The following is a 14,181-nucleotide window of genomic DNA, read 5'->3' as shown; positions in this document are numbered from 1 at the left end:
GTAAAGGCGTGATTATAGAGACTTAATCAGCACTTGGGATTTGCGCTGCCAGTTATACATATGCTGGCGGTCCTTGGGCAGCGCATCGACCGTGGCCGGCTTGAAGCCGCGCTTCTGGAACCAGTGCGAGGTGCGCGTGGTGAGCACGAACAGTTGCTTGAGGCCAGCCGCGCGGGCGCGGTTTTCCACGTGCTTGAGAATGCGCTCGCCGTCGCCCTGGGTTTGCACGTCCGGGTTGACCGTCAGGCAGGCCATCTCGCCCATTTTCGATTCCGGGAACGGGTACAGGGCGGCGCAGCCGAAGATCACGCCATCGTGCTCGATGACCGAGAACTGGTCGATTTCGCGTTCGATCAGTTCGCGCCCGCGCTTGACCAGGGTGCCGTCCGCTTCCAGGGGCTCGATCAGCTTGATGATGCCGCCCACGTCTTCGATGGTGGCGCGGCGCAGGCTTTCCAGGTTCTCGTGACTGATCATGGTGCCCACGCCATCGTGGGTGAACAGTTCGAGCAGGGCCGAGCCGTCCATCTCGAACGGCACGATGTGGGCGCGCGGCACGCCGCTGTTGCAGGCCTTGATGGCGTGCTGCAGGTAGAACGCGGCGTCGGCCGGCAAAAAGCCCGCTTGCAGCACGGCTTCGGCCTGGTGCGACGACAGTTCGCGGATTTCGGCGCCGCCTTCATCCAGCATCATCGGCGTTTCGGTGATGAACACCAGTTTGTCGGCGTGCAGGGCGATCGCGGCCGACACGGCCACGTCTTCCATGGTCAGGTTGAACGCTTCGCCGGTCGGCGAAAAACCCAGCGGCGAGAGCAGCACCGGGCTGTCGGTGGCCAGGATCGCGTGGATGGTCTCGGCGGCGATCTTGCGCGGCATGCCGGTCAGTTCGAGGTCGACGCCGTCGATCACGCCAAGCGGGCGCGCGGTGACGAAGTTACCTGAGATGATGCGGATGGCGGCGTGCGCCATCGGCGTGTTGGGCAAACCCTGGCTGAAGGCGGCTTCGATATCGAGCCGCAGTTCGCCGGCCGCTTCTTTGGCGCATTCGAGGGCGGCGGTGTCGGTGATGCGGATGCCGTTGTGAAAACGGCCTTCCACGTTCCTCAGCGCGAGCTGCTCGGCGACCTGGGGACGCGAGCCGTGCACGATCACCACCCGGATATCGAGGGCGACCAGCAGCGACAGGTCCTGGGCCAGCACCGGCAGCGCGCCGGCGGTGACGAGTTCACCTGGAAAGGCGACCACGAAGGTCTTGCCACGGAACGCGTGGATGTACGGCGCGACTGAGCGCAGCCATTGGACGAATTGGTTAGGAGTTTCCATTTGGCGCATTATAATTCGCTGCGCGACTTGCGCGCTAAATTCATGTAAAAACAATGTCAGAACAGAGTAACAAGCCTTCCACACCGCCGTCGCCACCCGTCGCCACGCCCCGCAATGCCAGCGAGGAGGGTCCATCCGCCGCGCGTGCGGACCAACCGCGCACGCCGCGCCCGCCACGGGAAGGGCAGGCGGACGGCGTTCGCGCCCCGCGCGAGGGGCAGCCGGCCGGTGAACGACAGGCGCGCGCGCCACGTCCGCCGCGCGAAGGCCCGCCAGCCGCTGAACACCCGGCGCGCACGCCGCGTCCACCACGGGAAGGCCAGCCAGCCGGCGTTCGTGCCCCGGGTGAACGTGCGCCGCGTGAGGGGCAGCCAGCCGGCGAACGTCCGGCGCGCGCTCCCCGTCCCCCGCGCGAAGGTGAACCAGCCGGCGTTCGTGCCCCGGGCGTTCGTGCCCCGGGCGAACGTGCCGCACGCGCGCCGCGCGAGGTGTTGCGCACGCCGCTGCCGCCGATTACCTTTCCCGAGGATTTGCCGGTTTCCGGGCGCCGCCAGGATATCGCCAAGGCGCTGCTGGAAAACCAGGTCATCATCGTCTCCGGCGAAACCGGCTCCGGCAAGACTACCCAGCTGCCCAAGATTTGCCTGGAGCTGGGACGCGGCCAGAAAGGCCTGATCGGCCACACGCAGCCGCGCCGGATCGCCGCCTCGTCCACCGCCAAGCGCATCGCGCAGGAACTGGGCACGCCGCTGGGCGTGCACGTGGGCTTCAAGGTGCGCTTTACCGACACCCTGCAACCGGGCGCCTCGGTCAAGCTGATGACGGACGGGATCCTGCTGGCCGAAACCCAGACCGATCCGCTGCTCAAAAACTACGACACCATCATCATCGATGAAGCGCACGAGCGCAGCCTGAACATCGATTTCCTGCTCGGTTACCTGAAGCAGTTGCTGCCGCGCCGTCCGGACCTGAAAGTGATCATCACGTCGGCCACCATCGACGCCGACCGCTTCGCGCGCCACTTCGCCAACGGCGACAAGCTCGCGCCGGTGATCGAGGTCTCGGGCCGCCTGTACAAGGTGGAGGTGCGCTATCGCCCGGTCGACCGCGATCCGGTGACGGCGACGCCGCCCCCCGCGGCGGGCAAGCCGATGCCCAAGGCGCAGGCCGCGCGCGACAAGCGCGACCTGATGGATGCGGTGGTCGACGGCGTCGACGAATTGTGCCGCCTCGGTTCGGGCGACGTGCTGGTGTTCCTGCCGGGCGAGCGCGAAATCCGCGATTGCGCCGAGGCCCTGCGCAAGCATCATCCGCCGCACGTCGAGATCCTGCCGCTGTTCGCCCGCCTGTCGGTCGAAGAGCAGGAGAAGGTCTTCAAGATCACCAATGCGCGCCGCATCGTGTTGGCCACCAACGTGGCCGAAACCTCGCTGACGGTGCCTGGCATCCGCTACGTGGTCGACGCGGGCCTGGCGCGCGTGAAGCGCTACAGCTTCCGCAACAAGGTCGAGCAGTTGCAGGTCGAGCCGATCGCGCAGTCGGCCGCCAACCAGCGCGCCGGCCGCTGCGGCCGCGTGGCCGACGGCGTCTGCATTCGCCTGTACGAAGAAAACGATTACCTGCAGCGCCCCAAGTTCACCGAGCCGGAAATCCTGCGCTCGTCGCTGGCGGCGGTCATCCTGCGCATGAAGTCCCTGCACCTGACCGATGTGGAGACGTTCCCGTTCATCGAGCCGCCGCAGGGCCGCGCCATCGCCGACGGTTACCAGCTGCTGCAGGAAGTGGGCGCGGTCGACGAGTCGAACGACCTGACCCCGTTGGGCCACAAGCTGGCCAAGCTGCCGCTCGATCCGAGGGTCGGGCGCATGATCCTGGCCGCGCTGGAAAACGCCTGCCTGACCGAGATGCTGATTATCGCTTCCGCGCTGTCGGTGCAGGACCCGCGCGACCGGCCGATGGAGCACCAGCAGGCGGCCGACGAGGCGCACAAGAAGTTCGCCGACGAGAAGTCCGAATTCCTCACGTATATCAAGATCTGGACGTGGTTCGAGGCGGCCATCGAGCACAAGAAAACCAACCGCCAGTTGATGGAAACCTGCCGCACCAATTTCCTGTCGCAGGTGCGCCTGCGCGAATGGCGCGACGTGCATTCGCAGTTGCTCACCATCGTCAAGGAGCAGGGCTGGCGCATGAACGAGCTGCCGGCCACGTACGAAAACCTGCATACGGCGCTGCTCACTGGCCTGTTGGGGAACATCGGCTTCAAGTCCGAGGACGAACCGGGCGCCGGCTACCTGGGCGCGCGCGGCATCAAGTATCACGTGTGGCCGGGTTCTTCGCTGCTCAAAAAACCGGGCAAGTGGATCATGGCGGCCGAACTGGTGGAGACCACGCGCCTGTACGCGCGCTGCGTGGCCAACATCGCGCCGGAGTGGATCGAGCGGGTGGGCAGCCACCTGCTGAAAAAATCCTGGGGCGAGCCGCGCTGGGAAAAGCGCGCCGCGCAGGTCACCGCGTCCGAACGCGCGACCTTGCACGGGTTGGTGATCTACAGCCAGCGCCGCATCAACTACGGCCAGTTCAACCCGGCCGAAGCGCGCGAGATTTTCATCCGCGATGCGCTGGTGGCGGGCGACTACGACACACGCGCGCCGTTCTTCGCGCATAACCACAAGCTGGTGAAAGAGATCGAAAACCTCGAGCACAAGTCGCGCCGTCTCGACGTGCTGGTGGACGACCACCTGATCGCCGCCTTCTACGACAAGCTCATTCCGACGGATGTGGTCAACGGTGCCGGTTTCGAGAAGTGGCACAAGGACGCCACCTTCAAGGAACCGAAGCTGTTGTTCCTGAACCGCGACGAGTTGATGCGGCACGAGGCGGCCGGCGTGACCACCGAGTTGTTCCCGAAGGCGATGTCGGTGACCGGCATCGAGATGCAACTGACCTACCACTTCGAGCCGGGCAGCCTGCGCGATGGCGTCACCCTGGCGGTGCCGCTGTTCGCGCTCAACCAGTTGCCGCGCGAGCGCGCCGACTGGCTGGTGCCGGGCATGCTGAAGGAAAAAGTGCATCTGCTTCTCAAATCGCTGCCGCAGAAGTTGCGCCGCCATTGCGTGCCGCTGCCCGATTTCGCGGCGCGCTTTTGCGAGCGCGTGCACGAGGCGGGCAAGTTCGGGCGTGGCGACCTGATCGACGCGATCATCGCCGACATCCGTTCGCAAACGAGCCTGATGGTCTTGACCACTGACTTCAAGCCCGAAACCTTGCCGGCGCATCACTTCATGAACTTCAAGGTGATCGACGAGCATGGACGCCAGCTCGACATGGGACGCAACCTGGCCACCCTGCAGGCCGAATTCGGCGGGCAGGCGCGCCAGAGCTTCCAGAAGCTGGCGGAAGTGTCGATTCCGGCCGCGCCGGGCAAGGTGCAGGCGACGGCGACGAGCTCGGCGGCGTCATCGAAGAGCGCGGACCCGGGCACGCAGCCGAACGCGCCCAAGGTCAGCCAGCATACCGGCCTGACTTCGTGGACCTTCGGCGAACTGCCGGAGCTGCTCGAGATCGTGCAGGGCAAGCTGACCCTGATCGGCTTTCCGGCGCTGGTCGACAAGCAGACCCACTGCGACCTGGAAGTGTTCGACGACCCGACCGTGGCCACGGCCACTCACCGGATCGGCCTGCGCCGCCTGTTTGCGCTGCAGTTCAAGGAGCAGATCAAGTTTGTCGAGAAGAATATTCCCGGATTGCAGCAGATGGGCATGCAGTTCATGGCCATGGGTTCGCAGGAAGAGTTGCGCGACCAGATCATCCAGAAGGCGATCGACATCGCCTGCCTGCAAGATCCGCTGCCGACCGACGCGGCCTCGTTCAACAAGCGCAAGGATGAGGGTAAATCACGCCTGACCTTGCTGGTGAACGAGATTGCACGGCTGGTGTCGCAGGTGCTGACCGAGTTCCATGGCTTGCCCAAGAAGCTGCAGGGCGTGCAGGCGCAGGCCGCGGCCGACATGCAGTCGCAGTTGCAGGGGCTGGTGCACAAGCGCTTCCTGATCGACAACGATTACACGCAGCTGGCGCATTTTCCGCGCTACCTGAAGGCGATCAATGTGCGGCTGGAGAAGCTGCGTGCCGATCCCGCGCGCGACGCCAAGCTGATGGCCGAGTGGACCCAGTCCGCCAGCCACTTCATGCGCGCCGCACGCGACCGCCTGGCGGGGAAGAACACCGATCCGAAGATGGTGGAGTTCCGCTGGATGCTCGAAGAACTGCGCGTGTCGCTGTATGCCCAGGAATTGCGCACGCCAATGCCGGTCTCGGCCAAGCGCCTGCAGAAGGTGTGGGAGTCGATGCAGCGCTGATGCTGGCGCAGGCGCACCGACGTCACGCGCACGGATAGCCAAGGGCGCCACCTGCCAGCGCCTTGGCTTATTCGTGCGCGTGACGCGGGTGCGCGCAGGCCAGTTGCACTGGTCAGTTGCACCGGCGCTGCGCCCTCCAGCGCTACTCGTCAAGCATGCTTCATAGTCCGGCGCCCATGCCGCTCGTGCCCGCGCCGCTTGTTCCCGCAGTGCCACCACCCATGCCGCTCGTCGCTGCGCCGCTGCCGCCCATGCCCGCTTGCGCCCCCGCGCCCATGCCGCCCATGCCCGCTTGCGCCCCCGCGCCCATGCCGCCGCTGGCGTCGGTGCCGTAGAACCCATGCACCTGGTTGGCCCAGCCGATGTCGCTCATGTCCGGCCAGGCGTCCGGGTCGAAGCCAGGGGCGTTTTTCAGGCGCTCTTTTTCCACATTGAGCACGAAACGCTTGCTGACCGTATCGAGGTGCAGTGCCTGCCACGGCACCGCGAACAGTTTTTCGCCCAGTCCCAGCATGCCGCCGAAGGCCAGCACCGCGTAGGCGACTTGCCCGCTGCGCATGTCGAGCATGATTTCCTTGATTTCTCCCAGGTCGTCCTGCTGGGAATTGACCACGTTGTCGCCGATCAGGGTGTCGGCGCCCATCAGGGCCGGGCCGGGGCCGGCGCTGCCTTTGTACATGCCGTATTTGTCGCGCTCTGTGTAGTTCATGTCGTTCTCCTGGGGTTGTTGGGTGTGCGGACCGCGCCGATTGCGGACCTTATGCAAACAGACTAGGTTTTCGCGCAAGCCGTTCTTTGATCTGGCTCAATGGTGCCGGGCGCGCGCCACGTCCGCCAATGTTGCTTTTTTGTTCATCGGGCCGGCTAAGCGGCGCAACGCACGGAGCGGCGCCGCGCGCGCACGCTATGCTGGTTGAAAGGAGACTTTCGCCATGGATCTCAACGCACGCTGCACCCCCGCCGGCCCGCTCGGCCAGCCGCTTCCCACGCCTCCCACGCCTTCGTTCGGCGCGTTCCTGTGGGCCCGCCTGCACCGGCGCGTGATGGTGCGCTTGCGATGGTAAAGTCGAGCGCCCCCTTGCTGCGCAGCTTGATGCGCGTGGGCAAAAAGCAGCAACGTTCGGCGGCACGCCTGCTCACGGCCTTGTTTGCGCCGCCCAAGCCGGCGCCCAAGGTACGCGCCAAGCCCAAACCGGCGGCCACGGCCACGCCCAAGCCGGCGCCGAAACCCCGAACCGCTTCCGCACCCAAACCCAAGCCGGCAGCGCGCGCCGCACCGGCCAGCTTGGCCAAGGATGCGCCGGCGCCTGGCAAATGGCTCACCGCGCGCTACGCCGGCCAGGCCGGGCCAATGTTGCGACAGATGAGTTACTGGCTGTATCTGCCCGATGGCGCGGCGCCGTCCTCGGGCTGGCCGCTGATCGTCATGCTGCACGGTTGCGAGCAAAGCGCCACCCAGTTCGCCCAGGGCACGCGCATGAACCAGACGGCGCAGAAGGCCGGCTATGCCGTGCTGTATCCGCAGCAATCGCTGAGCGCCCATCCACATCGTTGCTGGAAGTGGTACGACCGCGCCACCCAGCAGGGCGGCGGCGATGTGCCGGTGATTGTGGGCATGATCAGCCAGGTGCTGGCCGCCTACGGCCTCGACCGCTCGCGGGTGTTTATCGGCGGTATGTCGGCCGGGGCGGGCATGGCCAATATCGTCGCGCTTAACCATCCTGAACTGTTCGCCGGGCTGGGGCTGCATTCGGGACCCTTGTACGGAGCGGGGCACAGCACGGTCGGGGCGCTTGGGGTTATGCAACATGGCAACGGTGCGCGGGTCGACAGCGCGATTGCCGAAGTGCTCGAACGGCATCCGGGGTTTCCATCGATGCCGACCATCCTGATCCAGGGCGAGGACGATCGCGTGGTGCGTCCGGTCAACCAGGCGCACTTGCGGCGCCAGGCGATGCTGGTCAATGACTTGCCGCCGGCCACGCCGGTGCGAGTGGCGCAGAAGGCCGGGGGACGCAGTGGCTTGCCGTACCAGCTGCATGACGTGTACCGGGGCCGCAAGCTGATCCTGCGGGTGGCCCAGATCGCCCAGCTGCAACATGCCTGGAGCGGGGGCGACGCGCGCCTGTCATTCAATTCGGCGGCGGGACCGGATGCCAGCAAGATGCTGGTCGACTTTTTCAGCAAGCACCGGCGTTGACGTTCGTTTCTTTCTGGGCAATGATGCGCGCTTGTTCATCCCTTCCCGGAATCCGACCATGCGCCACTGGTATGCAAATCTAGACAAGAAAAATGTTTTCGCCACTGGCGTCGGGTTGGTGACGCTCTGCGGGCTGATTGTTGCCTTGATTTTGACGTTCCTGCCCGAGCCCGAGCATATAGTGGGGACGTCGGTATTCTGTTGCGCCCTGACGGTGCCGATAGCGCTGTATTACTGGATTGGAAAAGGCGCCGTCGAGCTGGGTATCGATAGCTGGACCGACTGGTTGTGGCTGTCTTTGGGCTTCTTGCTGTTGTTCATCCTGTTTATGGCAATCGATTACGGCTTGTACAATTTTTCTAATAAGGAAATCGTGCCTGATCAGTCAGGATTTGTCATTGGCTTAAGTACTTTTGTTGTATTAGGCATGGCCCTGATGGCCTTGCCCGGCGCCCTGCGGGTGTGGCTGCTGCAGAGATGATGCTTGACTGGAAAAATTTCTAATCAGAGGTCTGACCCCGGTGGTCGGCGCACGATAGGCCTTGCCAAATTGGCAGCCAGCGAGTACTGTATAAACATACAGTACTTTGTTGGCCCCACCATGAACTCCCCCGATTTCCTTGCCGCGCCCGAGACTTTGCATCCCGCCTTGTGGCGCGCTTCCCAGCTGGCCCACGCGGGTACGCGCTGCGTCGACAGCGGCCATCCCACGCTCTCGCCCCAGTTGCCCGGCGGCGGCTGGCCCAGCGGTTGCCTGGTTGAGTTGCTGCTGCAACAAAGCGGCATCGGCGAATTGCGCCTGCTGCGCCCGGCCCTGGCCAAGGTGGCCGAACGCCGCATCGTGCTGCTGCAGCCGCCCCATCCACCGCAGGCGCTGGCGTTGGCCGCGCTCGGCTTGTCTCCCTCCCAGCTGATCTGGGTGCGCAGCGCGCGCAATGCCGATGCCTTGTGGGCGGCCGAACAGGTGTTGCGCAGCGGTAGTTGTGGCGCGCTGCTGTTCTGGGCCAGCCATGCACGGCCCGAGTCCCTGCGCCGCCTGCATCTGGCGGCCCAGGGCGGCGAAGCCCTGTTCTTCCTGCTGCGCCCGCTCGCGGCGGCCCAGGATGCCTCGCCCGCGCCGCTGCGCCTGAGCTTGCGTCCGGCCCTCGGCGGGCTCGATATCGGTTTCGTCAAACGCCGGGGGCCGCAGCGCGACGCGCCCCTGTTTCTTCCCCTGACTCCTTGTTTACTTCAACGCCATGCGACTCTGGATCGGCCTCTACTTGCCCCGGCTAGCGCTCGACGTGTTCAGCCCGCACTGGTCGGCTGAGGCCGCCAGCGTCGTACTCGAGAGCGAGCGCGTGCTGGCCGCGTCGGCGCTGGCGCTGGCGGGCGGGGTGCGCGCGGGCATGCGCCGCGGCGGCGTGCTGATGCTGCTGCCCGCCGCGCGCCTGCACGAGCGCGCGCCGGCGCGCGAGGCCGCCGCCCTGCAGGCGGTGGCCATGGCGCTGTTGCAGTACACGCCGCAGGTCACCCTGGCCGAAGAAGCGACCTTGCTGATGGACGTGGGCGCCAGCCTGCGCCTGTTCGGCGGGGTGCGCGCACTGTGCCGGCGCATTCGCGCCAGCCTGCGCGCGCTCGGCTTCGTGGCTCAGCTGAGCTGCGCGCCGACCGCGCGTGGCGCTTGGCTGCTGGCGCGCGGCGGGGCCGGGCACGCGCTCGGCATGGCGTCGCTCAAGCGCCGCCTCGACCGCCTGCCGGCCGCCTTGCCGCTGCCGGCGCGTCCGTTTGCCACCTGGCTCGACGGCATTGGCTGCGTGTCGCTGGGCCAGTTGCGGCGGCTGCCGCGTCCGGGCTTGCAGCGCCGCTGCGGCGGCGCCTTGCTGGCCGTGCTCGACGCGGCCTACGGCATGACGGCCGAGCTGTTCGACTGGATCGCCGCGCCCACCACTTTCCAGGCCCGGCTGGAATTGTTCGACCGGGTCGAACAGGCCGACGCCCTGCTGGCCGGCGCCCACAGCCTGCTGCTGCAAATGACGGGCTGGCTGTGTGCGCACCAGCTGGCGGTGGGGCGCATCGTGCTGCTGCTCGAACACGAGCGCGGGCGGGTGGCGCGCGCGCCCACCGTGCTCGACATCATCCTGGCCGAGCCCACCTGGCGCGACGAGCATCTGGTGCGCCTGCTGCGCGAGCGCCTAGGCAGCCTGACGCTGGAGGCGCACGTGATCGGCCTGGTGCTCGAAGCGCCCGAGGTGCAGGCCATGGCCATGCCGAGCGAGTCGCTGTTTCCCGAGCCCGGCGGCAACGAGCAAGACCAGTGGCGCATGCTCGAACTGCTGGTGGCGCGCCTCGGTCCCGACAATGTGCTGCAGGCGGCCCCGCGCGCCGATTACCGGCCCGAGCTGGCCAACCGCTGGGTGCCGGTGCAGCAGGCGCAGATGCAGTTGCCGCCGGACGTGCTCAGCTTGCCGCGCCCGGCCTGGCTGCTGGCCAAGCCGGTGGCGCTGCTGATGCGCGATCACCGGCCGTTTTACGGCTCGCCGCTGCGCATGGCGTCCACCCCCGAGCGGATCGAGGCCGGCTGGTGGAGCCAGTCGCAAACCCGCGATTACTTCATCGCACAGGGACAGGACCATGCCCATTACTGGGTCTATCGCGAACGCATCGCCGGGGCCGATGGCGATAGCGCGCCGCGCTGGTTTTTGCACGGCTTGTTTGGTTAGGGAATCGGCAGCGGCTCCCGGTAGTGGCGTCCGGCAACGGCGTCCATCCCAGGTTAAGATGTTCGGATTCATTATTCACCAGGAGCAGGGATGCACAGCGAAAAACAAGAGTTTCCCGGCGCCGATGGCCACAAGCTGGCGGCCCGTCTCGATGCCCCCGACGGGCCGGCGCGCGCGTATGCGCTGTTTGCCCATTGTTTTACCTGTGGCAAAGACGTGTTCGCCGCCAGCCGCATCGCCCAGGCCCTGACCGAGCATGGCATCGCCGTGCTGCGCTTCGATTTTACGGGGCTGGGCGCGAGCGAAGGCGATTTTGCGAACACCAATTTTTCATCGAATGTGCAGGACCTGGTGGCCGCCGCCGCCTTCATGCGCACCTCGCTGAAGGCGCCCGAGATCCTGATCGGACACAGCCTGGGCGGGGCCGCCGTGCTGGCCGCCGCCGCCGGCATTGACGAGGTGCGCGCGGTCGTGACCGTGGGCGCGCCGAGCGATCCATCGCATGTCAACAACCTGTTCGGCGAGCAGCTCGGCGTGATCGAAGCCGAGGGCGAGGCGCTGGTGCAACTGGCCGGGCGGCCGTTCACCATCAAGCGCCAGTTTTTGCTCGATGCCGCCGAGCAGAACCTGAACGTCAGCACGGCCGCGCTCAAGCGTCCCTTGATGGTCATGCACTCGCCGCACGACCGCACCGTGGGGATCGATAATGCGCTGCATATTTTCCAGGCGGCCAAGCATCCGAAGAGTTTTGTGTCGCTCGATGATGCGGATCATTTGCTCACGCGCAGGGAAGATGCGGTGTGGGTGGCCGGCATGATTGCGGCGTGGAGCGCGCGCTATGTGAGCGCTTGAGGAGGCGGTACGAGGAGGCGATACGAGAAGGCAGGCTGCCGCTGTTAAAAAGCGGCAGTAAAACGTTGCTGCATGAAAGGAAGGACGCGGTTTATTCGTCGTCGAATTCTTCGGCCAGGTTCTTCCAGCCCTTGAGCTTGGCGAAGGCGCTGAATTCCTCGGGCGCTTCGAGCACGATCAGCTTGCGGTCTTGCAGGCCAGGGTCGCTGTGCGAAAAATTCGGCCCTACGTAGCCCAGCGCGCGCAGGCGATCGATGATGTTGCCGACGAGGACTTTGTCCTTGTACAGCCCACCCTCGATCGGTGCGGCGAAGTCCACGTACACGTCAATAATCCCGTAACCCTCGTCGAAAATGCGGATCGCCTTGACGTCGTGGGAACGGCTGCTGCTGTCGCTGGCCTTGAACGGGCCGCTCAGTTGGATGTCGGTATCGGTAGTCATAAACGCAGCATAGCACCATCGGCGTGAACCGGTAGTGCGCCGCCGCGGATCGTCACGCGCCGCCGGCATCCGGCGTTGGCCTCAGGCGCCGGCGACGGGCCTTGCTCAGCGGCGCGGCTGCAGGATCGCGTCGAGCCGGTCCTTGCTGCCGGGAATGCGTTCCAGGCGCGGATAGCGCAAGCCGCCATGGTAATCGAGCGCCACCGTGCGGAAATTGCCGCCTTTGCGCACCAGCAGTTCGATCGGCGCCTTGCCGTCGCGCGCCGCCTTCACGGCCGCTTTCAGCACCTCGGGTTTGTAGGCGCGGTTGTTGACGGCCACGATGCTGCTGTTGCCAGACAAGCCGGCGCGAAAGCCAATGCCATCCCATTCGATCGCCTCGATCGCGCCATCGTTCTTGACGGAAAAACCAAGCGAATAACTGAAGTCGCTCATCTTGTTGCGCTCTTCCTGGCTTTTGATCACCTCGGTCGGCGTGTCCGTGTAGACCAGCTTCCAGCCGGCGCGCGCCAGGCCGTCGAGCGGTGCGCCGGGAGCATTGCCGTCCAGCTTGGCACGCAGGAAAGGCGCCCAGTCGAACGCCTGCACCGATGCCAGGGTGCGCACCACGTCGTCGAACTGGTAGTAGACCGGGCCGATGCTGCCATTGTCGACGCCATAAAAGGTGCGCGCAAAATCATCGAGCGAACGCTTCTCGCCGGACAGTTCGCGGATGCGGGTATCGACGTCCAGCCAGATCAGCATGCCTTCGACATAATAATCTTCGCTGCGCTGCCAGTTGCTCCAGCCCAGCGCGCGGCGGGCTTGCACGATCGGATCGTTGACCGTGTCCTGCAAGGCACGCCAGGAGCGGCCCTGCACGTGGTCGTAGCGCGCGGCATAGGCGGCGATGGCGTCGCGGATGCCGCCGGCCGACACCAGTCCCGAACGCGCCGCCAGCACATTGCCCCAGTACTGGGTCTGGCCTTCGTACACCCACAGCAGGCTGTTCTGCAACGGCACGTTGAAGTTCGGCACATCCTGGTCGGCCGGGCGGCGGAACTTGCCGTTCCACGAGTGCGTGTATTCGTGCGGTAGCAGGTCGCGCCCGAGTTCGGTCTTGGCCCAGTCGGTGAAGTAACCGGGCTTGACGCCGTTCTCGCTCGACTGGTGATGTTCGCGCCCGATGCCGCCGAATTCGTCCGACAGCGAAAACAGGAAATCGTAATGCTTGTAATGATGCGAGGCGAACAGCTTGCCGGCCTGCTGCACCAGCGCGCGGTGCAGGGCGATCTGTTCCGGCTTCGCTTCCAGGCTCTCCGGATTGTCGGCCACCATGTTCAGGTGCACCGGCACCTTGGCGCCGGGATCGAGGTCGATGCGGCGGAAGTGGCGGCCCGCGAACACGGGCGAATCGATCAGCGTTTCCAGGTCGAGCGGCTTGAAGCGGATGTCGTTGCCCTGGCGCGCGGCCGTTTCCAGCGCGGTGCCGTACTGCCAGCCATCGGGCAGGGTGAGCGAGGCCTGGACCGGGATGCGGCGGCTGAAGTAGCCGGCCGGATACAGGGTCATCGCTTGCCATTGCACGCCGACAATTTCGCTGGTCATCGTGATGCGGCCCTGGGCGGGCTCGACTGGGGAGAGGAACTGGTATTCGGCCTCGACCGCGGTGGCGCCCTCGGGCACAGTGACGTGGAAGGCATGCACGTGGACCGGATCGCGCGTCCACGCCAGCGCCTTGCCGCCGGCCGACAGGCGCAGGCCGGCCAGCTGGTTCAGCGGTCCGCTGGGGCCGTGGTTGCCAGGCACCCACTGCGGATAGAGCAGGGTCAGCGGGCCTGGCGCGGCCGGGATGGTGGCGCGGACGCGGAAAATCTGCTGTCCTACGTTGGTGGCGTCAACCTTGAGCACGATGGTGCCGGGGTAGGGCAGGTCGCGCGGCGCGGGTACGTCGGCGCGGGCGGGCAGGGCCAGCGTGGCGAGCAGGGCCAGGGAGCAGAGGGACGAGCAGGCGGACGGAAGAGGGCGACGGCGAAGCGGAAGGGGCATGGGATTGTCAATACGGTAAAGATCAGCAAGGTCTGCGGGTATTCGCAGGGGAACACGATTCTACCGAAAAGCCTTGCGTACCCCGGGCCTGGCGCGTCTGCCTGGAAAGGAATCGTGTTCCGGCGCCTGCGGCCCCGGCCGCGAAAGCGGTGAAGGGCCCGAGGCTTTCCCGGGGCGCTGGAAAGCCGGCATTGTGTATCCGTTGCAAGAGCCCCGCTGCGCAGACAAGCTGTGAACAGCAAGTCATGACGCACACCGGGGAGAGTTGTGTGT

General features: G+C 65.9%; 11 protein-coding genes. 7 read left to right on the top strand and 4 right to left on the bottom strand.

Annotated features, from left to right (window positions below):
* Nucleotides 1-12 precede the first annotated feature (12 nt).
* Nucleotides 13-1,323, bottom strand: a complete 1,311-nt coding sequence (gene argA, locus F0185_RS21275) for an amino-acid N-acetyltransferase (RefSeq protein WP_166895112.1) — start codon at nt 1,321-1,323, stop codon at nt 13-15.
* A 53-nt stretch (nt 1,324-1,376) separates the two neighbouring features.
* Here argA and hrpA point away from each other — a divergent pair, with 53 nt between their 5' ends.
* Entirely contained in the window at nt 1,377-5,684 is a 4,308-nt protein-coding gene (gene hrpA / locus F0185_RS21270) for an ATP-dependent RNA helicase HrpA (protein ID WP_167227832.1), read from the top strand.
* Between the two features lie 160 nt (nt 5,685-5,844).
* Here the strand turns inward: hrpA and F0185_RS21265 are convergent, their stop codons facing one another.
* Nucleotides 5,845-6,393 (bottom strand): PRC-barrel domain-containing protein, encoded by a 549-nt coding sequence (locus F0185_RS21265; RefSeq protein ID WP_167227830.1) that lies wholly within the window; start codon nt 6,391-6,393, stop codon nt 5,845-5,847.
* Nucleotides 6,394-6,616: 223 nt separating this feature from the next.
* Here F0185_RS21265 and F0185_RS35205 point away from each other — a divergent pair, with 223 nt between their 5' ends.
* The 6 genes from F0185_RS35205 (at nt 6,617) to F0185_RS21240 (ending at nt 11,438) form a co-directional block, all read left to right on the top strand.
* A complete protein-coding gene (locus F0185_RS35205; protein ID WP_267876018.1) occupies nt 6,617-6,748 on the top strand; it encodes a hypothetical protein in 132 nt (43 codons plus the stop codon).
* Entirely contained in the window at nt 6,742-7,884 is a 1,143-nt protein-coding gene (locus tag F0185_RS21260) for an extracellular catalytic domain type 1 short-chain-length polyhydroxyalkanoate depolymerase (protein WP_167227828.1), read from the top strand. The genes F0185_RS35205 and F0185_RS21260 overlap by 7 nt, the downstream gene beginning before the upstream one ends.
* Nucleotides 7,885-7,942: 58 nt before the next feature.
* Nucleotides 7,943-8,365 carry a hypothetical protein gene (locus F0185_RS21255; RefSeq protein WP_167227826.1) on the top strand — a complete coding sequence of 141 codons (423 nt, stop codon included), beginning with the start codon at nt 7,943-7,945 and terminating at the stop codon, nt 8,363-8,365.
* Between the two features lie 120 nt (nt 8,366-8,485).
* Complete coding sequence (gene imuA / locus F0185_RS21250) at nt 8,486-9,193, top strand: translesion DNA synthesis-associated protein ImuA (RefSeq protein WP_167227824.1); 708 nt, start codon at nt 8,486-8,488, stop codon at nt 9,191-9,193.
* Complete coding sequence (locus F0185_RS21245) at nt 9,123-10,586, top strand: Y-family DNA polymerase (RefSeq protein ID WP_167227822.1); 1,464 nt, start codon at nt 9,123-9,125, stop codon at nt 10,584-10,586. Before imuA ends, F0185_RS21245 begins: the two co-directional genes overlap by 71 nt.
* A 90-nt stretch (nt 10,587-10,676) precedes the next feature.
* Nucleotides 10,677-11,438: an alpha/beta hydrolase family protein gene (locus F0185_RS21240; RefSeq protein WP_166895091.1), complete on the top strand. Its 762-nt coding sequence runs from the start codon at nt 10,677-10,679 to the stop codon at nt 11,436-11,438.
* A gap of 91 nt (nt 11,439-11,529) precedes the next feature.
* Here the strand turns inward: F0185_RS21240 and F0185_RS21235 are convergent, their stop codons facing one another.
* Entirely contained in the window at nt 11,530-11,880 is a 351-nt protein-coding gene (locus F0185_RS21235; protein WP_166882241.1) for a hypothetical protein, read from the bottom strand.
* A 105-nt stretch (nt 11,881-11,985) separates the two neighbouring features.
* Nucleotides 11,986-13,908 carry a M61 family metallopeptidase gene (locus F0185_RS21230; protein ID WP_167227820.1) on the bottom strand — a complete coding sequence of 641 codons (1,923 nt, stop codon included), beginning with the start codon at nt 13,906-13,908 and terminating at the stop codon, nt 11,986-11,988.
* Nucleotides 13,909-14,181 lie beyond the last annotated feature (273 nt).

It is taken from the genome of Massilia rubra, from assembly GCF_011682065.1.
Taxonomy (GTDB): domain Bacteria; phylum Pseudomonadota; class Gammaproteobacteria; order Burkholderiales; family Burkholderiaceae_D; genus Telluria_A; species Telluria_A rubra.
Note: the sequence above shows the minus strand (reverse complement) of the source record. Positions and strands in the feature narration are given on the sequence as shown.